The 25952-nt window shown below is 44.9% G+C and carries 17 protein-coding genes; 7 read left to right on the top strand and 10 right to left on the bottom strand.

Annotated elements, in window-relative coordinates; translation table 11 throughout:
- Positions 1–12: 12 nt before the first annotated feature.
- The 8 genes from pyrD to CIK04_RS19815 all read right to left on the bottom strand — a co-directional run bounded on the left by pyrD (position 13) and on the right by CIK04_RS19815 (position 13610).
- Complete coding sequence (gene pyrD / locus CIK04_RS19850; RefSeq protein WP_097352698.1) at positions 13–1023, bottom strand: quinone-dependent dihydroorotate dehydrogenase; 1011 nt, start codon at positions 1021–1023, stop codon at positions 13–15.
- Between the two features lie 297 nt (positions 1024–1320).
- Positions 1321–6162: an NAD-glutamate dehydrogenase gene (locus CIK04_RS19845; RefSeq protein ID WP_097352697.1), complete on the bottom strand. Its 4842-nt coding sequence runs from the start codon at positions 6160–6162 to the stop codon at positions 1321–1323.
- 207 nt (positions 6163–6369) lie between these two features.
- Positions 6370–6588, bottom strand: a complete 219-nt coding sequence (locus tag CIK04_RS19840; RefSeq protein ID WP_011080483.1) for a DUF2835 domain-containing protein — start codon at positions 6586–6588, stop codon at positions 6370–6372.
- A gap of 48 nt (positions 6589–6636) precedes the next feature.
- Positions 6637–9246, bottom strand: coding sequence for an aminopeptidase N (gene pepN / locus CIK04_RS19835; RefSeq protein ID WP_097352696.1), 2610 nt, complete (start codon positions 9244–9246; stop codon positions 6637–6639).
- 279 nt (positions 9247–9525) lie between these two features.
- Complete coding sequence (locus tag CIK04_RS19830; RefSeq protein ID WP_011080485.1) at positions 9526–10194, bottom strand: hypothetical protein; 669 nt, start codon at positions 10192–10194, stop codon at positions 9526–9528.
- A 201-nt stretch (positions 10195–10395) separates the two neighbouring features.
- Positions 10396–12396, bottom strand: a complete 2001-nt coding sequence (prc, locus tag CIK04_RS19825) for a carboxy terminal-processing peptidase (RefSeq protein WP_039448590.1) — start codon at positions 12394–12396, stop codon at positions 10396–10398.
- A gap of 17 nt (positions 12397–12413) precedes the next feature.
- Complete coding sequence (gene proQ / locus CIK04_RS19820; RefSeq protein ID WP_038940817.1) at positions 12414–13037, bottom strand: RNA chaperone ProQ; 624 nt, start codon at positions 13035–13037, stop codon at positions 12414–12416.
- 99 nt (positions 13038–13136) lie between these two features.
- The gene (locus CIK04_RS19815) at positions 13137–13610 is read right to left on the bottom strand and encodes a GAF domain-containing protein (RefSeq protein WP_011080488.1); all 474 of its coding nucleotides are present in this window, start codon (positions 13608–13610) and stop codon (positions 13137–13139) included.
- 127 nt (positions 13611–13737) lie between these two features.
- On the opposite strand from CIK04_RS19815, the gene CIK04_RS19810 reads away from it, so the two are divergent.
- The 4 genes from CIK04_RS19810 (at position 13738) to rsmF (ending at position 20997) form a co-directional block, all read left to right on the top strand.
- Positions 13738–15537: an ABC transporter ATP-binding protein gene (locus tag CIK04_RS19810; RefSeq protein WP_038963529.1), complete on the top strand. Its 1800-nt coding sequence runs from the start codon at positions 13738–13740 to the stop codon at positions 15535–15537.
- 39 nt (positions 15538–15576) lie between these two features.
- On the top strand, positions 15577–16839 hold the full coding sequence (locus tag CIK04_RS19805; protein ID WP_017422080.1) for a paraquat-inducible protein A: 1263 nt from the start codon (positions 15577–15579) through the stop codon (positions 16837–16839).
- A complete protein-coding gene (locus CIK04_RS19800) occupies positions 16823–19480 on the top strand; it encodes an MlaD family protein (RefSeq protein WP_157806503.1) in 2658 nt (885 codons plus the stop codon). Before CIK04_RS19805 ends, CIK04_RS19800 begins: the two co-directional genes overlap by 17 nt.
- Positions 19481–19578: 98 nt before the next feature.
- A complete protein-coding gene (gene rsmF, locus CIK04_RS19795) occupies positions 19579–20997 on the top strand; it encodes a 16S rRNA (cytosine(1407)-C(5))-methyltransferase RsmF (protein WP_086467434.1) in 1419 nt (472 codons plus the stop codon).
- Positions 20998–21234: 237 nt separating this feature from the next.
- On the opposite strand, the gene CIK04_RS19790 is transcribed toward rsmF, so the two are convergent.
- Entirely contained in the window at positions 21235–22071 is an 837-nt protein-coding gene (locus CIK04_RS19790; protein WP_045629466.1) for a S1 RNA-binding domain-containing protein, read from the bottom strand.
- A gap of 96 nt (positions 22072–22167) precedes the next feature.
- Between CIK04_RS19790 and CIK04_RS19785 the strand changes: the two genes are divergently transcribed.
- Positions 22168–23526, top strand: a complete 1359-nt coding sequence (locus CIK04_RS19785) for a hypothetical protein (RefSeq protein ID WP_011080494.1) — start codon at positions 22168–22170, stop codon at positions 23524–23526.
- A 2-nt stretch (positions 23527–23528) separates the two neighbouring features.
- Here the strand turns inward: CIK04_RS19785 and CIK04_RS19780 are convergent, their stop codons facing one another.
- Positions 23529–24014, bottom strand: a complete 486-nt coding sequence (locus CIK04_RS19780; RefSeq protein WP_097352694.1) for a PaaI family thioesterase — start codon at positions 24012–24014, stop codon at positions 23529–23531.
- A 340-nt stretch (positions 24015–24354) separates the two neighbouring features.
- Here CIK04_RS19780 and CIK04_RS19775 point away from each other — a divergent pair, with 340 nt between their 5' ends.
- Both CIK04_RS19775 and CIK04_RS19770 read left to right on the top strand, forming a co-directional pair.
- Positions 24355–25407 (top strand): 3-deoxy-7-phosphoheptulonate synthase, encoded by a 1053-nt coding sequence (locus CIK04_RS19775; RefSeq protein ID WP_017422084.1) that lies wholly within the window; start codon positions 24355–24357, stop codon positions 25405–25407.
- Between the two features lie 25 nt (positions 25408–25432).
- Complete coding sequence (locus CIK04_RS19770; protein WP_011080497.1) at positions 25433–25915, top strand: YajQ family cyclic di-GMP-binding protein; 483 nt, start codon at positions 25433–25435, stop codon at positions 25913–25915.
- Positions 25916–25952 lie beyond the last annotated feature (37 nt).

Below are 25952 nucleotides of genomic sequence, written 5' to 3'. Positions count from 1 at the left end.
TAGCGAATCATTCTATAGATTTTTAACAATATCGCGTACTAAGCCTGGCCCGTGATAGATGAAGCCAGAGTAAACTTGTACAAGATCCGCCCCTGCCAACATTTTTTCTTTTGCAGCAACATAAGAATCAACACCACCAACGCCAATAATTGGGATGTTACCTTGTAACTCCTTGCGAAGTAATCGCACAACCTCAGTAGAACGGGACTGAAGTGGACGACCACTAAGGCCCCCAGCCTCTTGCGCATGTTTCATGCCTTCAACCATCGTGCGATCAAGTGTGGTATTGGTTGCGATCACACCATCGATCTTGTTGTTGATCAATGATTGGCAAATCTGGCTAATTTCATCGTCGGTAAGATCCGGTGCGATCTTTAATGCCAGAGGTACATATTTTCCATGCTGCTCTTCAAGCTCGGCTTGCTTACGTTTTAACTCAACCAGTAGCTCATCGAGCGCTTCACCATATTGAAGTGTTCTTAGCCCAGGCGTGTTTGGAGAAGAAATATTCACGGCAATATAACCCGCGTACTCATATACCTTTTCCATACAGATGAGATAATCTTCCGCGCCCTTCTCGATTGGTGTGTCTTTATTTTTACCAATGTTGATGCCTAATACACAGCTGTATTTGGCCTTCTTGACGTTTTCAATGAGATTATCAACACCTAGGTTATTGAAACCCATACGGTTAATGATTCCTTCCGCACCTACTAAGCGGAACAAACGTGGTTTATCATTTCCTGATTGTGCTCTAGGTGTAACGGTACCAACTTCAACAAAGCCGAATCCCATTGCGTCAAATGCTTCGATACACTCACCATTTTTATCCAGACCAGCCGCAAGGCCAACTGGGTTTCGGAAAGTGAGTCCCATGCATTCTACTGGTCGATTTGGGAGTTGTTGACGATAGAAAAGATCAATTGGTGTGCCGGTAAAGCGTTTGAAGTTTTGGATAGCGAGATCGTGTGCCTTTTCTGCATCCAATTGAAAAAAGCCAGCTCTGGCAAGACGGTAAAGCATTGTGCCTCCGAAAGAAAAAAGCCCCGTGTAAACGGGTTGGTATTATTTACTTAAAAGAACAACATTTCAAACAAAAACGTCAAAGATATTGTATTCCAAATGCATCATTCGAATTAAATTGATTTAAAACAGATGGTTAATGTTTTTATTTATTGAAAGTTAGTGAAAGGCATGAGGAATGGTAACGATTGCCAAGCATCAAAAAGTGACAACGCAACTTATTGTTGGTTGTTTTTTGCTCTTCAATATAAAAAAAGCCCCATCTAAGGGGCTTTTTCATGTCAGAGACTCAAAACATTAACTATTTGAGCTGCAATTTAAGTTGAGAAGAACCAGTTCTCTCAATGCGACCGAGAACTTGGCAAACTCATGCACACTACCCACTTTGAACTCGTTGAGAATGCTTTCCCAACGATGTAGTGAGGTTTCATTGCGCTCCATCCACGTTTCCAGCGCTTCCATGACATCTCCCTTGTTCTCTGACTGCATGCAGTTGAGCACTTGAGCAGTCAGCAAACGTTGTTGCCAATCGAGATCTTCGCGGAAAGCAGCACGAGCCAAGGCTTGCCAGTTGTTATCGACTGCCTGACCATTAATTTGCTTCAAGAACCAATGTAGTGATAAACGATCGCCTAAGTTGAAGTACAACTTCGCTGCTTCCTCAACCGTTTTATTGGTTTCACGAGCAACCGAAGAAATGTCTAACGCTGATTGGAGACTGGTTAGACGAGAAACGCGGCTAGCTAGCTTCGCTTCTACCCCACGACAGATCCAACTTTCTGCCAGCTCATCATGCTCTTCCACTTCAGAGACAACCAGCATGTTGTCAAGAGAATGCGTGATCACATCAACGTCAGCTTGGTACTTCGCAATCAGCTCACTCACCGTATTCTTACCACTGCGATTTCGCAGTAGCCAGCGTGCAACACGACGAAGCATTCGACGCACGTGGAACATGATTTCGTATTGAGCATCTGCGCTCGCGACATTGTCCAGCTCACGTGTTTGAGCCAAAATTTCACCCAAGCCGTAAATCTCGCGTGAAGCACTGTACGCATTGGCGATATCCACAACCGATGCGCCAGTCTCTTCTTGGAGACGAGTGACAAAGTTACATCCCATCTCATTAACCATTTGGTTTGCAAGTGATGTAGCAATGATCTCCGCACGCAGTGGATGTGAAGACATCTGATTCGCGAATTTGTTTCTCAATTCACTTGGGAAGTATTGGATCAATTGCTGCCCATGGAACTCATCATTGGCAATCTCGTCATTGGCGAGTTGCTCTTTCAGTACCATCTTGCCATAAGCCACCAATACTGCCAGTTCAGGACGAGTTAGGCCTTGGCCCAGCTTCTCACGCTCTAGTAACGTTTCATCATCAGGGATGTTTTCTAGAACGCGATCCAGATAGCCTGCTTTTTCCATAGTGTGAATAAAGCGAATTTGCTCTTTAACAACGCTAACACCTTGCTGTTCGGTCACAGAGATGGATTCAGATTGGCGGTAAGCATCATCTAGAACGATATCTCCGACTTCATCTTGCATCGATTCCAAGATCTTATTGCGCTGTTTCACGGTCATGTCGCCATTGGAGACCAAACCATTCAAGAAGATCTTAATGTTGACTTCGTTATCTGAGCAATCCACACCGCCCACGTTATCAACAAAGTCGGTATTAACACGTCCGCCTTTCAGAGCGTACTCGATACGACCTTTTTGCGTCATACCTAAGTTACCGCCCTCACCAACTACTTTGGCATTGAGATCACGGCCGTCGATACGTAACACATCGTTCGCACGATCACCCACATCGGTATGTGTTTCACTCGAGGCTTTCACATACGTACCGATACCACCATTCCAAAGCAGATCCACGTCCATTTTCAGGACCATTTTAATCAATTCGTTTGGCGCCAAAGAGGTTTTCTTGGTACCCAACATTTTTTGGATCTCTGGTGTCAAGGTAATCGACTTCGCCTTACGTGAGAAGACACCGCCGCCTTTTGAAATCAGCTTAGGATTATAATCTTCCCAACTCGAGCGAGGGAGTTGGAACAAACGATCACGTTCTTCCCAACTAGAAGCTGAATCCGGGTTTGGATCGATAAAGATATGAAGATGGTTAAATGCCGCTTGTAGACGAATGTGCTTTGACAGCAGCATACCGTTACCAAATACGTCACCCGCCATATCGCCAATACCAATCGCCGTGAAGTCTGTTGTTTGACAGTCAATACCCATTTCACGGAAATGACGCTTCACAGACTCCCAACCACCTTTTGCAGTGATACCCATTGCTTTGTGGTCATAGCCGTTAGAGCCACCAGACGCAAATGCATCACCTAACCAAAAGTTATATTCAGCAGACACAGAGTTCGCTAAATCGGAGAAGGTTGCGGTGCCTTTATCTGCTGCAACGACCAAATAAGGATCATCCTCATCATGTCTTACAACGCTCTTCGGTGGAATCACTTCCCCTTCAATGATGTTGTCAGAGACATCTAATAGCGCACGAATGAAACGTTTGTAACAACGCTGGCCTTCCGCAAAAATCTCATCACGGTTGGTCAAGGTATGTTGACGTTTACAAACAAAGCCACCTTTTGCTCCAACAGGCACGATAACGGTATTTTTAACCTGTTGCGCTTTCACCAAGCCAAGCACTTCTGTACGGAAGTCTTCTTGGCGATCTGACCAACGTAAACCACCACGAGCCACTTTTCCGCCACGCAAGTGAACGCCTTCAATGTCAGGGGCATAGACGAAGATCTCAAAGGCTGGTACAGGCTGTGGAATTTCAGGGATTTCCCGCGGTTTTAGTTTTAATGACAACCAAGGCTTAGGTTGTTTTTGATCATCAAGTTGGAAATAGTTGGTGCGTAGCGTCGCCATGATCATTTCCATGTAACGACGAATAATACGATCGTCATCCAAGCTATCCACCGACTCTAGCTGCTCGGTGATCTTGTTGATCAGCTCATGTTGGCCTTTTTCGCTGCCTTTATGTTTAGGATCAAAACGTTTGATAAAGAGATCAACCAACCCTTTGGCCAGCTCTGGATAGTGACTCAGGGTGTCTTCGATGTATTGTTGACTGAATGGGAAACCCACTTGGCGCATATAACGAGCATAGGCACGTAAAATTGAAATTTCTCGGCCAGTCAGCGAAGCACCCAATAGCAGACGGTTGAAACCGTCACTTTCTAGTTCCCCTTCCCAAATCGCGGCAAACGCTTGTTGGAAACGATCTCTCGCTTCACTTAAGTCCACTACTTTGTCGCTCTTGTGCAACATCGAGAAATCGAGGATCCAGAATGTTTGACCATTGGTCTTGTGGATCTCGTATGGTGACTCCCCAATCACGCGCAGGCCCAAGTTTTCGAGCATCGGCATGACGTCAGAAAGGTGAATGGGTTCGTCACGATGGAACAGTTTCAAGCGTACGGCTTTAGAGTCTGCGGACAACTCTTGAGGGCGATAAAAAAGCATACCCAGTTTGTTGTCATCACTAAGTGCCTCCAAACGATCAATATCATCAACCGCACTGCCCGGCATCATTGCTTCTTTGTAAGAACGTGGAAATGCCTTCATGTATTCTTTTGAAAGTGGCAATCCTTTACTTTCACCAAAGTTGGCAATGATAGAATCTTTAAGGCGATCATCCCAAGTTGAAGAGACTTCCATTAGATTTTGCTCGATGTTTTTCACGTCTACGTCGATGTTATTGTTGTCTACACGCACAATATAATGGGTACGTGCTAACGGCCCTTCGGAGAAGTACGTTGTAAACTCAACTTCTTGCTCACTGCCAAAGTACTGTTTCAAAATGCGTTGAGTTTGGCGACGCAACTCTGTGTTGTAACGATCTCTTGTCACATACACCATCGCACTAAAGAATCGGCCAAACGGGTCTTTGCGAACAAACAGACGCAGAAGATCGCGATCATGCATTTGCACTACGCCCATGCCGACTTCGAGTAACTCTTCTTCTTTTGCTTGAATCAGTTCATCGCGTGGGTAATTTTCAAGGATATTGTGTAGCGCTTTAAATGCATATGAGCCATCGCGGTATCCGCTGGCATCGAGAATACGATCCACTTTTTCGCGGATAAGTGGAATGGAAGAAACGGTTTGGTTATACACTGACGAGGTATACAGGCCCGTGAAACGATGCTCACCAACCACTTTTCCTTTCGCGTCAAACTTCTTAATGCCAACGTAGTCGTTGTAAGCAGGACGATGAATACGAGACGCTTTATTACCTTTAGTAATGATCAAAGCACTTGGCTTTTTCGCTTCGAGGCGAGCTGAGTCTGAAAGTTGTGATAACTTCACACTGCGAACTCGAGATTCTTCCGAAAAAAGACCCAAGCCTTTTTCTTTTGTTGGTACGAGCTCAGTTTCGCCATCCACACTCACCAAGTCGTACTCTTTGTATCCCATGAACGTAAAGTTGTGGTCCCCTAACCAACGTAGAAATGCAATGCTTTCATCGAAACGTTCACCATCCATGGAAACCGCTGATTTTTGCGCTTCCAGTTGTGCTGTCACTTGCTCTAGTCGCTCTACCATGAGCAACCAATCGTTCACCACCAAGCGAGTATCGTTGAGCACATCAAGCAGCTCTTGCTTCAACTTGTGCATTTCATCTTTTTTGCTTAGTCGGTCAACTTCGATGTGGAACAATGACTGTAAGATCCCACCCTGTCCATTGACATCAATCACTTCACCTTTTTCATTGCGAGTGATTTGTGTCGGGTTGTTGAGCATTAGGTGACAGTTAAGCTCCAGTCGGCTTAACGCCATTTTGATGGAATCAACCAAGAACGGGCTATCAGGTACCACCACTTCTACGATGGTATGGGTTGATTGCCAACCGTGGCGGCTGACTGTCGGGTTAAATACTCGAACCGAGACGTCGTCTGGTTTCTTCTCTTGAATATGATGCCAAAGACTAATAATCGCACCGTAAAGGTCAGACTCGTTGCGTTGGATTAGGTCGTCCATAGACATGTTACTAAACAGGTGTTGAGCTAATTTAGTAACGAAAGGCTGGTGGGATAGCTCGAGTTTTTCCTGAATCAGTTGGTAAACTTTTTCAAGCAGAACCGGCACTACATTTTCACGCGCGGTCATATTCACACTCCACATTAGAATAGTTTTTTTGTAGGGGACACTTAGCAATAAATCTAGCTAGGAGACTCAATAACTAAGCATAGGTAATGCATGCGCTTATTGTAAAAGCAATATTGAAATTTAGTTAATAAAATTAACGAAGAATAGAGGTGAAATGTTTGATAATGTGATTAAGATTCGTGTTTAACTCACTGTTAAACTAGGTTCTTATAGTGATTCTAACTTAATAAATCGATGATTCTGGTCAGTTGTTAGTCTAAAGCGCCCTTTTAAGCCTAACTGGCTGAGAAACGGCCGAAATTTAACCGCTGGTAATTGAATCCTCAGTCCTTGCTCTGTCACCACTTGAACAGCACTCGCCGCACCAGAATAGTGAGCTAAAAATGCCTGATAGCTAATATTGAGTGTGAAGTAATAGTAATTCATAGTTTGAACAAGATAGCTGGCATTGTGCCAGCTATCTCACGATCACTGTTATTCGTTTTCTAGTGCTTTTGACACTTTTTCAAATAGATCTTTTGCCAAATCCTCTAAACCTTGAAGGGCTTTGAGCTCTTGGCGAATTAACGCCTGACGATCACTATCGTACTTACCTAACTTGAGTAAAGGATCCACTAAGCGCGATGCCACTTGAGGATTGGTACTGTTCAACTCACGTAGGATTTCGCCAGCAAAACGATAACCCGCGCCAGATTTATCATGGAAGTTCACTGGGTTCATACCAAGGAAAGAACCAATCAAGCTACGTGTACGATTGGGGTTTTTAAGACTAAATGCTTCATGCTTCATCGTCTCTTTAACAACGTCTAGTGCATTGGCAGCAGGGTTGCTGCCTTGTAGGATAAACCACTTATCCATAACGAGACCATCATGCTTCCACTTATCACTGTAATCTTGCATCAGTGCTTCACGGCAAGGCAATTGCGCTTGGTTGGCGGATGCCATCGCTGCAACTGTATCGGTCATGTTGTTCGACTCTTGGTATTGCTTCAATACCAAATCATTACCCTCTTGAGTATATGCCAGATACGCTAGACAGATATTGCGTAACGCACGCTGACCAATCGCTGCGTGTTCAATCGTATACTCAGCTTGCTTGAGGCTATGATAAAGTGCGCTCAACTCATCACTTAGCTGCGTTGCAAGAATGATTTTCAACTGTTTAAGAACCTGAGCGATCGCATCAACGTCGACTTGCTTATACCAACCAGACACTTCATTGTGGTTTGGCAATGACATGACTTCAGCAATGAACGCAGAATCTAATTCTGCATTAAGAAGCACACCACGGAAGGCATCAACAACCGCCTCAGGCAGTTCTACTTCTTCACCCGCCTGAACTCGCTCAACATTTTGACGAATGTATTTTGCCAGTAACATCTGGCTGGCATCCCAACGAGAAAACTCGTTACGAGCATTCACCATAAGGAACATCAGCTCACAATCTGAATAATCGTACTCAAGCTTAACCGGTGCAGAGAACTCACGTAACAAAGAAGGCACTGGCTGCTCTGCCACATTCTCAAACACAAAGGTTTGTTTGTCCGCTTTCACATCCAGCACGTTTCCAACAGGCTTGCTGGCAATGATCATTGGGATCACATCACCATTCGCTGCGTAAAGCTCGATATCGAATGGAATATGCAATGGTTGCTTTTCCGCTTGCTCGTGTGTTGGCTCGGTCGACTGCTCAACGGTTAATGCGTAAGTTTGTTTCTCGGCATCATATAGGCTACTCACACGAAGTGTTGGTGTACCCGACTGGCTGTACCACAAACGGAACTGTGTTAAATCAACACCCGTTGCATCTTCCATGGCAGAGACAAAATCTTCACAAGTCGCAGCAGTACCGTCGTGACGCTCAAAGTAGAGCTTCATCCCTTTTTGGAAACCTTCTTCACCCAGTAAAGTATGATACATGCGAATAACTTCACTGCCTTTTTCATACACAGTTAGCGTGTAGAAGTTATTCATTTCAATCACTTTATCAGGGCGAATGGGATGAGACATTGGGCTAGCATCCTCCGCAAACTGCGGCCCGCGAATGGTACGCACGTTTTGAATGCGATTGACTGCTCTAGAGCCAAGATCAGAAGAGAATTCTTGATCGCGGAAAACGGTTAAACCTTCTTTCAAGCTCAGTTGGAACCAATCGCGACAAGTCACGCGGTTTCCTGTCCAGTTGTGGAAATACTCATGACCAATCACGCGCTCAATGCCGAGGTAGTCTGCATCAGTAGCGGTTTGAGAGTTGGCTAAAACAAACTTTGAGTTAAAGATATTGAGACCTTTGTTTTCCATCGCACCCATGTTGAAGAAATCAACAGCGACGATCATGTAGATATCTAGGTCATACTCGAGGTCGAAACGTTCTTCATCCCATTTCATCGAATTGATCAGCGAAGTCATCGCATGTGGCGCACGATCTAAGTTTCCTTTGTCGACAAAGATTTCAAGATCTACGCTACGACCAGACTTGGTGACAAACTTATCACGAAGCACATCAAAGTCGCCTGCAACAAGAGCAAACAAGTATGCAGGTTTTGGATGCGGATCTTGCCATTGAACCCAATGACGGCCACCTTCCAGTTCTCCATCTGCAATGCGGTTACCATTACTCAGCAAATAAGGATATTGTGCTTTGTCGGCAATCACTTTTGTCTGGTAACGCGCTAACACATCAGGGCGGTCTAGGTAATATGTGATACGTCTAAAACCTTCAGCTTCGCATTGTGTACAAAAAGCACCACCCGATTTATACAGACCTTCCAACGCGGTGTTGGCTTCTGGATCGATTTCGGTCACGATGACAAGTTCAAACTCTGCTGGGAGATTCGAGATAACCAAGGAACTCTCTTTAACCTCAAACGCCGACCATGCTTCACCATTCACAGCAACAGAAATCAGTTTTAGAGCTTCACCATCTAACTCTAGGAGATCACTCTCACCCTGTTGCTTAACTTGAGAAACCGCCGTGACGACGGTGTTGTGATCGTAAAGATCAAAGGTTAAATCGATGTCGGTTATCGTATGTGAAGGCGCTTTGTAATCTTTACGATATTTAGCCTGTGGGGTTTGAGACATATCTATAAATCCTTGTACAGTGAATCAGAATGTGCCCGTCGTTATTTCATAATTGCTTTAAAGGTTTACGCTAACCGCAACTACCACTTGTGCATCTGTGTGTCTGTTTTTTCGGGCACAGATAAATTACCTCTGTTAGATGCGGTTTGGAAACGAATAAAACAAGGCTTGACGTAAAAAAAGAGAAGACTCGTTGAAAATCTTCTCTTTTCCGATGAAAAATCCATCAATATGTCTCTTTTGCTGCCATTTAGACAGCCTCTATTAGGCCCACTTGGGTTAACGTACTCGGTTAAGTACTGCGAGCATTTCTCCACTCTCTTCCTGTAACGTTAACTGATCTGTGTCTAAGACATAAGTTGTATCATGCTCACCATTTTCGTATAACAACACCAAATGATTTCCTTCGGTGTAGTAAACCCCTTTCTTGACCGACTCATCACCATCCTCAGATGTCACCCTAAACATAAATACAAAATCAGGCTGTAAAATTAAGTCCATTTTGTTTATCTGATTCGCGATCATCCCTTCTCCAGATAATTGCGCACTCGACCAAATACCTGCCAGTGCATTGGGTAACCCTTTAGTGAACGTCACGCCGTTGAGATTGAGCATATTGTGATTACTTTCATACTGATAGACTTGAGGCTCATCCGTATTGAGTCCTAATATGATGGTGTCTTCATTTGCGGTGTAGATCCCTTCCCAATGGTCAATGCTGTAGTCGCGTTTTTGGATATCGATTTGGAACTCATACTTAGAGTTTAACGTGAGCTTAATCGCCCTAAAGTCTTCACGACTTTCTTCAACATTCGGATTCACCAAATACCAATCGCCAAGTAATAAAGGGGTGTCAAAATAGGTTAAATCAGCAGATTTAGTGGACGTATCTTGAGCGTAAACCGAAGATAGCGTTAGCGCAGCGAGCAAAGTTAAGAGCCATTTCATTGTTCATCTCCACACTTGGGCTGTATGCCGTTTTCTTAAAGCTTAGGCATGGAGTCATCATATGGCGAATTTTTTTGACTTAAATCACATTATTGTTCAGAGAAAAATAACTTCATCTATACGTCATCTTTCCTTCACTTTGCTATGGGTTATAAATGAAAAAGCGAGCGTTAACGCTCGCTTTTTATCATCACACCGGCGTTAGGACGGTTTTTTCAGCATGTCTACCATGATGGCAACAGATTCATCAAGGTATGCATCTGGCGTTTCATAGTCTTTGGGTACATCGTCTAAAGTCTTAAACGCTTCTTTACCCGCTAATGCTTGGCGTTGATTGATGCGATCTAGGCGCTGCTTATCAGCCTGTTCAGATTCTTGCTTACGCACTTTTTCATTCAAAGAAAGCGTATTGTCGTCTTTCTCTGCTTTGTACTTCGCAATGTCTTCCGCAATAAACTTAAACTCTAGCTCGTTAGCGATCCGCTCATCGTGTTTTACACGCAACTGTTCAATTAAAGAATCATTACGTTGTAACACTTGATAATCCGCTTTCTCAATACTGTCCCAAGGTAGAGCATTATCTTCAACACTCTCACCTGTTTCCTCAGGATCAATCGCCGTAGGGAAAGGAATGTCTGGCACGACACCTTTGTTTTGCGTGCTGCCTCCATCAATTCGGTAGAATTTTTGGATGGTGTACTGAACATAACCGATTTCTTTGTCAAATAAATCATAGATATGATTCAGCGAGCGGTGCTGTTGTACGGTTCCTTTACCAAAAGAGTTTTCACCAAGAATAATGGCGCGGCCATAGTCTTGTAGTGCAGCGGCGAAAATTTCAGAAGCTGATGCACTATAGCGATTCACCAACACCGTCATCGGGCCTGAATAACTGATTTGTCCATCCGTATCAGCGTTGACTTTCACTCGCCCATAACTGTCACGAACTTGAACCACAGGGCCCTTTTCAATAAACAAACCCGTGAGCGCAGTGGCTTCAGTTAATGCCCCACCACCATTGTTTCTCAAATCAACGATGATGCCGTCAACACCCTTACCTTTGAGATCAGTCAGCAGCTTATCGGTGTCGGCAGAAAGACCCACATAAAAACTCGGTACTTCTAGAACACCGATTTTCTTGCCATCTTTTTCCATCACCTCGGCCTTCACCGCTCGGTCTTCCAAGCGAATTTTGTCACGCACAATAGTGACAACGTAACTCTTGGAATCTTTTCCTTCTGGCAGAACTTGTAGGTGAACTTTGGTTCCTTTAGGACCTTTAATCAACTGGACAACATCATCAAGACGCCAGCCGATCACATCGACGATGTCTTTCTTATCTTGGCCAACACCGATGATTCGGTCCCCCTCGCCTAACTGTTTACTTTTAGACGCAGGGCCACCAGCAACCAAAGAACGGATAACAGTGTAATCATCCGTCATCTGTAAAACAGCACCAATGCCTTCCAGTGACAAGTTCATCTCGGACTGGAATTGTTCAGCGTTTCTTGGTGAAAGATAACTGGTATGAGGATCCACTTCGCGCGCAAACGCGTTCATGTAAAGTTGAAAAACGTCTTCGTTGCGCGTTTGAGTAATTCTCTTCATCGCGTTGTTATAACGTTTTTCTAGAATTTCTTTAATTTCTGGCCAATCTTTGCCAGTCAACTTGAGGTTCAGCGCATCGTATTTTACTCGCTGACGCCACAGTTCATTGAGCTCGTTTTGATCCTTGGGCCAAGCCGCATCACTACGATCGAGTTCAATCTCATCATTCGTATCAAAGGTGATTTCTTGATCGAGCAGTTTGAGAGCATAGGAGAATCGCTCAAAACGCTTTTTCATTGAGAGATTGTAAACATCGAACGCGATTTGATTGTTGCCTTCTTTGAGTTGGTCATCCAACTCTGTTGACCACTTTTCAAATGAATCAATGTCTGCTTGGGTGAAGATGTTCTTATTGTAATCAAGCATTTCTATATAGCGATTAAACATCGCTCGAGAGAAATCATCGTTGAAATTAAAATGCTTGTAATGAGAACGAGTAAAACGAGAAGTGACCCTTTTGCTTGCAGTTTCGTGTTGAACTTCAGGTGCAAGTATAGGGAGATCTTTTTCTGATAGTTTGGCTTCAAGAGCCTGAGCTGACGCTGCTAGCCAAAGGCTAGCAGCAATCAGAGTCACTTTTGAACGGCATTTCATGCGTAGGAGTGTCTCCTTTATGCGCGAAGGTGCTCCGCTTTCACAACCATTTGAAGGCCGTTAGACAGTTGAACTCGCACATCTTCCTTATTAATTTCTACGATAGTCGCAGCCATGTTTCCTTTACCCATGTTTACGTTAACCGCTTTACCAGTGATCAATTCATCTGCGTTTAGCGCACGTGTTTCCACAGGTTGTTTCGCAGGCTTTTGCGCCTGAGGTTTGTTAGCACGACGTTGCTGAGGTGCTTTTTTAGCTTTTGGCTTTGACTTCTCTTCGTCACGAGCTTTTTGAGCTTGTTCTTTACGGCGAGCTTGTACCTTAGCTTTGCTTTCCGCTAGCGTTGCTTTCGCATGTTCAACGTGTTCTTCTTCTAGTACACCACACTCGTTACCATCTAGGTCAACGCGAGTTGCGCCTAGTTTAACGCCGTGTAGGTAACGCCAAGAAGAAGTGTATTGTCTTAACGCTGCTCGAAGCTGAGTCTTGCTTACTTTTTCGTCTTCACTTAGACGTTCAGCAAGATCTTGAAAAATACCAATTTTAAGAGGTTTCGCTTCACCTTCTAAAGTAAAGCACTTAGGGAAACATTCAGCAATATATGCAATAACTTCTTTGCTGTTTTTTAACTTTTCAGTCATGAGTTGTCCTGGTTTGAGCGGCCTGCCCGCGAGCATTAAGATAAAAATATTCTCGTATTATAGAGAGATGCGGGCGAAAAACCACTCTCGTTACCCAATTTATGCGTTGTTCGCGTGTGAATTAAGCAGCTTTTCTACTTCTGCCATGAAAAATGTTAACCCTTGTTCATCAATTTCACTAAATCTACCCACACTTGGGCTATCAATATCCAAAACGCCTGCCAATTGCCCATTGATTGAGAAAGGGATCACAATTTCTGAATTGCTCGCCGCATCGCAGGCAATGTGTCCTTCAAACTCGTGCACATCATGCACTCGTTGAACAGTATAAGTTTGCGCTGCCGTTCCGCATACGCCCTTACCCATAGGAATTCGCACGCACGCTACTTTTCCCTGAAATGGCCCTAAAACCAACTCGTCTTCTTTATATAAGTAAAATCCAACCCAGTTGAGATCGGACATTCCCATGTTCAGCAACGCACTAATGTTGGAAAGATTGGCGATTAAGTCACGCTCTGATTCAATAAGTGCGACTGCTTGTTTGGTGAGTGTTTGGTAATGTTCTATGGTCATATAAAGCTTCCAATTGTTTATTGCACACCTGAAGCGTGCATTAATAATTTCCTGAATTTACTTTGGAATAGAATCAACAGCCGCTAGAATGCTGACTCTAATATAAATAGGACTTATTCTCATTATAATGTTATCGACATCCGACACTATTAGCCGCTCCTGGCTTTTAACACAAGCAAAAAAACACAAATCTAAGCTTGTGTTTGCGAACCTCATTGCCATTGTTGCTACTTTGGTTAGCGTCCCAATTCCCCTACTTATGCCACTCATGGTTGATGAAGTGTTACTTGATCAACCGGGTAAAGGATTGGCAGCCATGAATACCCTATTGCCTCAAGCATGGCAAACACCAACAGGGTATATCTTTTTGACTTTGTTACTGGTGATCCTGATGCGTATCACCAGCCAAGCACTAAACATTTTACAGAGCCGCCAGTTCACCTTGGTCTCAAAAACCATTACTTATCAAATGCGCGCTAAGATGATCGACAAACTCGGTCGCATCAGTATTCGTCAATATGAGACTCGAGGTAGCGGAGGCATCAACGCTCATCTCATCACAGACATCGAAACCATTGACCAATTCATCGGCAGCACTTTAGCGAAGTTCGTGATTAGTTTGCTTACCGTCATCGGCACTGCGGGTGTTCTTCTGTGGCTGGAATGGCGACTTGGCCTGTTTATCCTCTTAGTGAACCCTATCGTTATTTACTTCTCAAGAAAACTAGGCAGCAAAGTCAAACATCTCAAAAAGCGCGAAAACCAAGCATTTGAGCAGTTTCAAAATCGCTTGGTTGAAACCCTTGATGGTATCTATCAATTGAGAGCAGCCAATAAGGAAAGAGAGTTTCTCTCAGAGCTCAAACAGCAAGCCGATCAAGTCCGACTCAACGCAGACAAATATGCTTGGCAATCCGAAGCGGCAGGTAGAGTCTCCTTTTTGCTCTTTTTACTTGGTTTTGAGTTGTTTCGCGCCGTTGCGATGCTCATGGTGCTCTTTAGTGATCTCACTATTGGCCAAATTTTTGCGGTTTTTGGTTATCTTTGGTTCATGCTGACTCCGGTTCAAGAACTGCTAGGTATCCAGTTTTCTTGGTATAGCGCGAAAGCGGCGCTTGCTCGCATCAACGCGCTTTTGGAACTGGAGGAAGAGTATAGACCTGAGTCGAAAGTCAATCCTTTCACTGATGGCAAAGAAATTGATGTTTCGGTCGAAAATGTCAGCTTCTCTTACAACAGTGAAACCACTGTATTAAATCAGTTGAATTTACGAATCCCAGCGGGAAAGAAAGTCGCTCTCGTTGGCGCAAGTGGTGGTGGAAAGTCCACATTAATTCAGCTGCTTATTGGTGTCTACCGACAAGACAGTGGAGTCATTCGCTACAATAATGAGTCCAGCGATGATATTGGTTTTGAGTTAATTCGTGAAAAAATTGCTGTTGTATTACAACAACCTATACTATTTAATGACAGCCTAAGGCATAATCTGACCCTTGGTGGCGACTATGACGAAAGCGCACTATGGCAAGCGTTAGAAATTGCTCAACTGCAAGATGTTATTTCGCAGTTAACTGCTGGGTTAGATACGCAAGTGGGCCGAAATGGAATACGTTTATCCGGAGGTCAAAGACAGCGTTTAGCCATTGCTCGCATGGTATTGAGTGATCCTCAATTTGTGATTTTGGATGAAGCGACCTCTGCGTTAGATACCGCAACCGAAGCGGCGCTCCATAGAGCGCTTAATGAATATTTGAAAGGAAAGACAACGCTTATCGTGGCACACCGATTGTCCGCGGTAAAACAAGCGGATTTGATCTATGTATTGGAAGATGGGCAAGTTACACAAAGCGGGACACATAGTGAACTGGTTGAACAAGATGGCTTGTATCAAACACTTTATGGCAGTGTCCAATCGCATGCCAGCTAGTGGCAGCACGTCTTCTGTCGCCCATGTTGAGAGGTCGCAATGACCTCTCCTACTACTCATCAGCATCAAACCCAAATTGAAAAAGTCCGTTTGTGCCAAGGGTGCGAACTTCCCGTCGATGTGTTGCATGTTACCAAAGGTCGCAGCGCATATTGTCCAAGGTGTGGAACGCAGCTCTATCGTGGTGGCAACCCTAGCCTTTCTGGAAACCTCGCCATCGCGATCACCTGTTTGATGCTGTTTATCCCATCTCACTTTTTTAACTTTATCAGCATCCGACTTTTTGGTGTCATGATCCCTGCAACGCTCCCTTCCGGCATGTTGACCTTAATGGATGAAGGCTTTGTTGCTCTTTCACTGCTGATCATGTTTTGTAGCTCATTAGCCCCCTTATTAGTGTGTAGTGCCGTGGTGACCGCTCATATGGCGCTGCATTATCGCTGGTTTCGAGTGCTCAAGTATTCACTGGAAATCGTGCAAAACCTTAAACACTGGATGATGCTGGATGTCTTCCTCGTCAGCATCGCCATCTCATGTTTTAAACTGCAAGACTATTCCGATATTTTCGTTGGGCCAGGCTTAGTTGGCTTGCTCCTATTGCAACTTTTTAGTGTCTTGCTCATAACTCGCGTCAGTGTCAGGCGATATTGGGAAACATGGCATGCAGAAAGCCACTACTCGCTCGAAGAAAAGCATGTCCACTGCCATAGCTGTCATATGTCTCAACCCGAAGCAGAGAAATGCATTCGCTGCCATAGCCCTTTACACCATCGCAAACCGCACTCATTGCAAAAAACATGGGCCTATTTGATTGCAGCCACTGTCGCGATTTTCCCGGCCAACTTGATCCCCATTTCGATTCTGATCACTAATGGACAACGGCTAGAAGATACGATTTTTTCGGGTGTTGCATCCTTAATTAAAAACGGCATGCATGGCATCGCCGTGATCATTTTTGTCGCCAGTATTGTGGTGCCCGTCGCTAAGATACTCGGTTTGACTTACATACTTTTGTGCATCCATTTCAAACGTACGATTTACCATCGCCAGAGAATGACCATTTACTTCTTTGTTAAATGGATTGGTAAATGGTCTGTGATGGATCTTTTTGTCATCTCGATCATGATGACCTTAGTCGATCGAGGTCAAATTCTCGATTTTACTCCCGGATATGGAGCGGTCGCATTTGGTATGGTTGTTGTGTTAACCATGTTGGCCGCAGAAAGTATTGATCCCCGATTAATCTGGGACAACTACTCAGATGCAAATAAAGATGAGTCATTGCATGAGCAAACAAAATAGTTCGCAAAAATCTTACACTCCTGATGTGCGAAAGAACAAAGGGATTTCTCCTCTTTGGATTTTGCCTATCTTAACCATGCTGCTTGCGGGATGGTTGGTCGCGAAGGCGATCCACGATGCAGGACAACGAGTTCAAATTTACTTTTCTGACGCACAAGGGTTGGTTGCAGGTCGCACAACGATTCGCTATCAAGGCTTAGAAGTCGGCATGGTTCGAGATATTAACCTCTCCAAAGACCTTTCTAATATCTACGTCGATGCCGATATTTATCCCGAAGCGACTCAACTACTCAACAAAAACACCCGTTTTTGGTTGGTAAAACCGACGGCCAGTCTCTCCGGTATCTCTGGTCTTGATGCGTTGGTTTCTGGTAACTACATCGCTATTCAACCCGGCAATGACGACGATGAAGCCGAAACCGTGTTTTATGCGCTTGATAGCGCGCCAACCGATATTCTTGCAGAGAAGGGCCTGACGATCACCTTACGTGCCCGCGATCTGGGAGGCGTTTCCATTGGTTCTAAAATTGTTTACAAGAAAATCCCCATCGGAGAAGTGTACAGTTACCGCTTAGCGGAAAACGGTAAGTCGGTGACCATTCTTGCTCGAATTGACGATGAATATCGCCACATCATTAACCAGCAGAGCCGATTTTGGAATGTCAGTGGCATTGGGGCCAGCATTGGCTTTGAAGGTGTGGACGTTCGTTTGGAAAGCATGAGCGCGTTATTTGGCGGCGCCATCGCGGTCGATTCGCCAGATGATGGTGAACCTGTGGAGAAAAATGCTCAGTTTCGTTTATATCGCGACCTCAAAACAGCAGGCCGCGGGATTTCAGTACAAATCACCCTCCCCGATGGTCATAACATTAGCTCAAACGGGGCACCGATTATGTACCGAGGCATTGAAGTCGGTGAAATTACCAATCTTTCACTTTCAGAAGGGCGCGAAGTGATCATTGCCAATGCCGCTATTCAACCTGCCTTTAGCGACATGCTGACAACAGGCAGTGATTTTGTGTTAGAAGAAGCCAAAGTGTCGCTTTCTGGTGTCGAAAACATCAGTAATTTGGTTCGCGGTAACTTCCTTACCATCATTCCCGGTGACGGTGAAAAATCTCGCCGCTTTACTGCGATTAAAAAAGAGGAATATTCACAACAACAAGCTAAGTCCTTGTCTGTGCGTCTCTTGTCCGACAGCTCGTACGGTCTCGATGCAGGTGCGAACATCCTTTACAAAGGGATTGTTGTTGGTTCGGTGATCAAAGTCGGCTTACTGGACGAAAACACAGCCCGTCAACCTGCCAACGAAGTGTATCTTGATGTCCTCATCGACAAACAATACGCCCATTTAATTCGCGCCAACAACCGCTTTTTCGTCACAGGCAGTGCAACCGCTGAGCTGACTGAATCTGGCCTAAGTGTCACTGTTCCGCCAGCCAAACAGCTACTCACAGGCTCGATTAGCTTCGTCAGTGAAGGAAAAAACAGCGCTAATCCAACCTATCAGCTGTTCCAAAGTCGCTCACTTGCCGAGCTGGCAAAGTTCAATCAAACGGGCTCGCAAACATTGACCCTGTTTGCTGCAGAATTACCGCCGATTTCAAAAGGAAGTCCTCTTCTCTACCGCAACCTACCCGTTGGTAGCGTCTCAGATTTCTCCTTGGCCAACGGTGGGGTTGAAGTCACTATCAGCATCGAGAATCGTTATAAGCACCTCATCAATGATCAAACGGTGTTTTGGAACCGCTCGGGTGTCGAAGTGGACGCCAGCTTGGCTGGTGTGGCGATCAAAGCCGCTCCGCTTAAAACCCTACTACAAGGTGGGATTGCTTTTGACACGGTCGCTGGCATTGAGAACAAAACTGGACAGCATTGGAAACTCTATCCCGACCAAAACCAAGCGCGTAAATTTGGTCGAATCATTACGCTTAAAAGCGATGGAGGCCAATCCCTCAGCAAAGGAATGGCAATCCAATATCAAGGGGTCAAAGTGGGAGAAATTACACTGGTGGCACCTGATTTCAACAAAGGCATCGTAGAGGCATCGGCAAGAATTCTGCCTGAGTACGTCGCCAATGTGGCTTTACAAGATTCGCATTTTTGGTTAGCCGAACCCAAGATTGGTCTAAATGGGGTAAAAAACATCGATGCCCTACTCAGCAAATACATCCAAGTAGAGCCCGGCAAAGGAAAAGCAGCATTCAGTTTTGAATTGGCCAATAAGCCACCTCATCCAACGGGGACGATGTTTACAATACAAAGTGAGCATCGTGGCTCGGTCAGTGTTGGAACGCCGATTCTTTATCGCGATATGGAAGTAGGCAGCGTGAGCGATGTCCAGCTTGGTAAGTTTGCTGATCGTGTAGTCTTTAGTATCGAGATTCAAAACGAATACGCATATTTGGTCAGACAAAACAGCCTGTTTTGGAATGTGTCTGGCGTAGACGTTTCAATAGGCCTATCCGGTGCCAACATTAAAGCTGGCTCATTTGATAGTTTGGTCCGAGGCGGTATTGCCTTCGCAACCCCACCGCAAAAACAATTGGAACCTATCGCGCAACAAGGCCAAGCGTTTTTCCTCTACGACAAAGCCGAGGAGGAGTGGAAAAAGTGGCGAACAGCCATTCCTAAACCTTAGTGTGACTCTAAATGCAGCTTTCGGGCTGCATTTTTATTTTTGTCTGCTCGCCAATTCGTTTATCATTCCCCTCCCATATTGGCACCTGGAACCCTACTGTGCATTCAAACGTCTATCTGCCAGAAACCTTTCTGGACAAAATCAAAACCATCCTACCTCGCGCCCTGAACATGGACGATTTCATCGCCTATTGTCAGCAGCCATTGCGTAAAAGTATCCGCGTCAACACGCTCAAGATCTCCGTTGATGCATTTCTTACCATCGCGCAAGAGAAAGGTTGGACACTTCAACCTGTTCCTTGGTGTGAAACCGGTTTTTGGATTGAGGCAGATGAAAGCAAAGTGCCGCTTGGCAACACAGCTGAACACATGTGCGGTTTGTTCTATATTCAAGAAGCCAGCTCAATGATGCCAGTTAGCGCACTATTTCTAGGTGAAAACCAATTTGAATCGGTGCTGGATACCGCTGCAGCACCTGGTTCTAAAACCACACAAATCGCAGCATTAATGAACAACCAAGGCATTTTGGTCGCGAACGAGTATGCGGCAAGCCGGGTGAAAGTGCTTCACGCCAACATTGAACGATGCGGCGTTCGGAATGCAGCATTGAGCAACTTTGATGGCCGCGTGTTTGGTGGTTGGCTACCAGAATCGTTTGATGCCGTATTGCTTGACGCCCCTTGTTCAGGTGAAGGCACTGTGCGTAAAGACGAAGATGCCATGAAAAACTGGTCCCAAGAATCGGTACTGGAAATCGCCGCGACACAAAAAGATCTTATTGAAAGTGCGTTTCAAGCGCTCAAACCGGGCGGAGTCATGGTTTACTCGACCTGCACCTTGAGCGAAGAAGAAAACCAGCAAGTTTGTCACCATCTAAAACACACGTTTGGCGATGCCGTGGCGTTTGAAAGTTTGAGTTCACTCTTTGATGGCGCAGAAAAAGCGTTAACAGAAGAAGGGTTTTTGCATATTTTCCCACAAGTGTACGACAGTGAAGGTTTCTTCGTCGCGCGTATTCGCAAACTGGCGTCGGTCAACACTCCAGACGTCAACAAGAAAATGGGTAAGTTTCCATTTCAAAAAGCGAGTAAAAAAGAGAGCGCTTTGATTGAGAAATCCCTCTCTGATTCACTCGATATCAGTTTACCAGCGGACAGCACCATTTGGTTACGAGACAACGATGTTTGGCTCTTCCCTAATGCTTTAGAACCCATGCTGGGTGAACTGCGTTTCTCTCGAATGGGGATCAAGCTGGCTGAAAAGCACAAGAATGGCTATCGTTGGCAGCATCAGATTGCAACAACACTAGCCAGTGGCGATGAGAAAACCGTTGTGGACATTGACACCGATGCCGCACGCGAATGGTTTATGGGCCGCGATATCTACCCAGAAAACAGTGGCAAAGGCGAAGTTTTCGTTCGCTACCAAGGCGCAATTATTGGTTTGGGTAAGTGGGTAAGTAACAAAATTAAGAATGGATTACCGCGAGAATTAGTCAGAGATAAGAATTTGTTCTAAATCTAAGACTGCTTCCAGAATCAGCGCTGCGTGGGTCTTAGAACCAAGCAGCGCAGTAAGCCTGTACTACACTTAGGATCAGTTGGATGTGAAACCCAAGTAAGAATCTCCCCTTCTGTAACATTCTTACCACTCACATAGCAACACTGTTTAGCGCAGGCTCTTAAGAGCCATTTCCCCTAGGCCCACCGACGGAACCGATGGGCCTCTTTTTTTGCGGGCAAGAATGACCAGTGACTACTTCACCGCGCGAATACCATCTTTCTCAATGATGATCTTGCCTGCTTTAAACAAGCCGCCGATGGTTTTCTTGTATGTCCCTTTGCTTGTGCGAAAAGCCGTAAAGATTGCCTCTGGAGTCGACTTATCGTTAAGTGGCAAAAAGCCCCCTTTCTTTTCAAGTAACTCGAGGACTTTTTCAGAAAGGTCGTCCATTTTGGCAACGCCCACTTTTTGCAATGCAAGGTCAATTTTGCCATCTTCACGAACGTTTTTGATGTATCCCTTCAGTTTCTTGCCGATAAACAGCTTGCCAAAAACATCCGATGGAAAAATCATGCCCCAGTGTGAACCGTTCACAATCGCTTTGAAGCCCAGTTGACTGCGCTCGGCAATGATCAGATCCACTTGCTCGTTGCGGGTGTAATTCGCTGGTGTTTTATCAAGCAGCTTATTGAATTTGGTGGTGCCGACAATGCGACCAGAGGCTTTATCGGTGTACACATACACGAGAATCGATTGACCAGCAGTAAAACGACTGCGTTGCTCACTGTATGGCACTAGCAGATCTTTTTCTTTGATGCCCCAGTTAACAAAAGCACCCGTGCTGTTGACCCCCTCAACCTTCATCAAGCCCCATTCGCCCACTTGTGCGATTGGCGTTTCAGTTGTAGCAGCCAACTGATTGTCGGAGTCAAAGTAAATAAAAACATCGATTTGAGCGCCGACCTCACAGCCTTCTGGCACATGCTTATTTGCCAGTAAAATGCTGCCATAGTCTTTTCCATCTAGGAATACACCAAAATCTGTGCGTTTAGTTACTTCTAAGTTGTTAATTTGACCAACTTTAATCATTGAATATATCTCACTGCAAATTTGCAGAGATTATACGTGATCTCTGCTATTCTTGCGCAAGTCTCAATACAATTATTTATCAAATAGGGTATTTCGTTGATTTCAGTCGATAAACAAGACTCCATCACCCTCAAGATCAGCCATATTATGGGGGCAAGTAAAAAACTCGATCTCGACTTCTACCTATTCGTTCCTGGAGAGCTTGGGCTAACGCCTGAAGTGCTCTCTGAATCTGAGTTTTACTATACCTCTGTTGTGCAAAAGCGTTCTTATTACAGTGACAAAACGCTACTTCCGCTGGTGCACAGCCGATTGGCGCAGCGGGGGCGTTTATCAAATACTCAGTATCGTGTTAGCTTGAGTTTGTTTGCCTATCAATACGTCATCGCACTCGATAAAGCCGTGGCTAAGCTGAATGAGCAATCTAGTGACGGCGTCACCGAAGATCAAGTCGATGAGGTGATAGAGATTTCTCTCGATATCCTCAAAAGACTGCGCCGCTCTATCCCCTATGAAGAGATTCTTAAGCGTTATTACGTCAACATCGATAACTATCTTTCTTGGTACACAGAACAAAAATTTCTTGCCTTGGTTGCCCACTTACCGCGTGAAGGCGATTACAGCACCATCAAGGATCGCTTAATCACTCTCTGCGAAAAAGAGCAAGCACATCGAAAGCTCAATAAGTACAACTCGTCCAACGCAGCAGACGATGCAACGCGCATGACCAACAAAATGCGTTTACTGCGCCGCTTGATTGAGCACCCGATTGTGTTGAATGAGAAAACCACCTCACTAGGCAAGAACATCAAACGCATGATCAAAGGCTTGGCAACCGGTCTTGTCATGGTGTTTGTAACAACCACGGTCATTTCTGCGCGAGATTATCTTGGTGAAATTTCTGCGTCATTCATCGTCGCTATGTCGATCATTTATGCTTTACGTGAAATCTTTAAAGATGACTTGCGCGACATGATGTGGCGTTGGATCCGCAAAGGTAAGCCGAAGTGGCGTCGTAAATACACCGACCCCACGACGGGGAAAGAGGTCGGCCACAAGTTGGAATGGTTAGATTACACCGTCATCAATAAACTGCCGGATCGCATTCAGGCCATTCGGAAACGACGCGTGGTTCAGCGTGAAGAGCAAATTCTTCACTACCATGCCAAAACGGAAATGTCGACATCTCGCTTTTTGAGTGGCTATGAACAAACACGAGAAACATTCAACATCAGTTTAAGACCATTTACACGCTTGATGGACAAAGGCAGTAACCGTATCTATCGGTTACAAGATGGGCAAGTCAGTCGCGAATCAGTGGAAAAACGCCATCTCTTTAATCTGATCGTGAAAGAAAACACCCACCAAGGTGAACCCGTTTACTACCGCTGGAAAATTGTCATGAATCGCTCGAAAATTGTTGCCATCGAGAAAATCGAACAGCCTGAAACATAGCGTTATGCTCTAGGCACCACTTTTTTAATCGATAGGGTTAAATCAAATTCAGCCATCGGCTCGTCTCCGTGCAAAGTGGGACACAGCGCGGTAATTCGAACATCTTGATTCACCCGCTGACCCGTTTGCATGGTTTGCGCGAGCATTTGGTCGATCAAAGGACCATCATGGCAAACAAAATGCACATCCGCCTCTGGCCTTTTAAGAAATTCCGCCTTAACGCCCTTAAACGCCAAAGAAATTTTCTCTCCTTGATTTTTGGCTTTGCTCATCGCCAAAAAACCTCCTGCCACATCCGCACCTACCGCTAATGCACCGAAGTACATGCTATTGAGGTGGTTCTTTGTTCGTTTTCTTAGAGGGATTTTCACTTCCACCATTTTTTCATCAATGGCAATGATTTTAGGGCGACACAACCAGATCAGGGGAACTTTTGAAAACCCAAACATATTGAGATAAAGATTGGCTTTTTGTAGTGACGTAAGCATAGTGGCGTTTCCTTATAACTAGTCAGACCAGTTTCCTGCGCACCGCGCCAGTTGTCAAAGAATTGTTAACAAAAATCATCAAGTCGCTGAGTCCATCACGAATTTATCCCCACGATTCATCATCAATTCAGTGGAAAATGTTCATTAACTCCCTTTTCATTAAGGCTTTTATTTATTAACAGTTACTCATACTGTTTCACTTACGCTTATATTCATTTTAATTCACGCCAGCTTTACAGTTTGACACTTAAATAGATGGCTAAGAATCCCGTTAAATGGTTTATTCCTGTGGCTAATTCCGTTATCTTTACCGCTTCGTAATAAAATACAAAGCTATCACATGCCACTAAAAACAGATGAATTGAGAACCCAACCTTTGGGTCCAATGCCAACTCCCGCTGAGTTGAGCCAAGCCCATCCGATTACCGACGATGTGGCCGAGCGAATTGCGAAATCTCGCAGACAAATTGAAGATATTTTAACGGGTAAGGACAACCGCCTTTTGGTGATTGTCGGTCCTTGCTCTGTGCACGATCCTGAAGCCGCGATTGATTACGCGACGCGTTTAAGCTCGATCCAAGAGCAGTATCGCGATGAGCTGTTCATCGTTATGCGTACCTACTTTGAAAAACCACGCACTGTGGTGGGCTGGAAAGGCCTCATTACCGACCCAAATCTGGATGGCTCGTATGCGCTAGAAGCTGGCTTACATAAAGCACGTAAGCTATTGCTCGACATCAACAAACTTGGCCTTGCCACCGCAACCGAGTTTCTTGACATGATCACCGGTCAATACATTGCTGATTTGATCACTTGGGGCGCAATTGGTGCACGAACCACTGAATCGCAAATTCACCGTGAAATGGCGTCAGCACTCTCCTGCCCGGTTGGCTTTAAAAACGGCACCAACGGCAACGTGAAAATTGCAATTGATGCAATTCGCGCATCAAAAGCTTCACATTACTTCTACTCTCCAGATAAAAATGGCCGCATGACCGTTTACCGAACCAGTGGTAACCCATACGGACACATTATTCTGCGTGGTGGTGATACAGGCCCTAACTTTGATGCAAAATCGGTTGAGTCTGCATGTCAATCATTGGCTGAATTCGATTTGCCACAACGTTTGATCGTTGATTTCAGTCACGCGAACTGTGAAAAGCAACATCGTAAACAGCTCGATGTCGCGCAAGACATTTGTAACCAACTAAAAGCGGGCAGCACTTATATCGCAGGCATCATGGCAGAAAGCTTTATTACCGAAGGCAATCAGCCGATGACTGATCTTGATAACTTGACCTACGGCCAATCGATCACTGACCCTTGCCTAAGCTGGGAACACACAGCGCAAATGCTGGACATGCTTGCGACTGCTGTAAAAGAAAGCCGTTAAGATAATAACTATAGGAACTTAAACCATGCCGTCATTTGACATTGTTTCTGAAATCGATACCGTTGAACTACGCAACGCTGTAGACAACTCAAACCGTGAGCTTTCGACTCGTTTTGATTTTCGTAACGTGCAAGCTAGCTTTGAGCTAGTAGAGCAAACGGTAAAAGTCTCTGCTGAAGGTGACTTCCAGTTAAAGCAAATGCGCGATATTTTACGTGGTCACCTTGCTAAGCGTGGTGTTGACGCAAACTCTATGGATGCGAAAACGGCTGAGCAGACGGGTAAAAACTGGCATCAAGACATTGTTTTCCTTCAAGGCATTGAAACGCCAATGGCGAAAAAAATCGTTAAGCTGATTAAAGATGCCAAACTGAAAGTACAAGCTTCTATCCAAGGCGACAAAGTTCGCGTAACGGGTAAAAAACGCGACGATTTGCAAGAAACTATTGCCGCAATTCGTGCCGCAGAACTTGGCCAACCGTTCCAGTTCAATAACTTCCGTGATTAATCGCGATATGGCGATATATCCAACGAAAAAAGCCTCT

The sequence above is a fragment of the Vibrio sp. 03_296 genome, from assembly GCF_002265885.1.
This window is presented reverse-complemented; position numbering and strand designations above follow the sequence as displayed.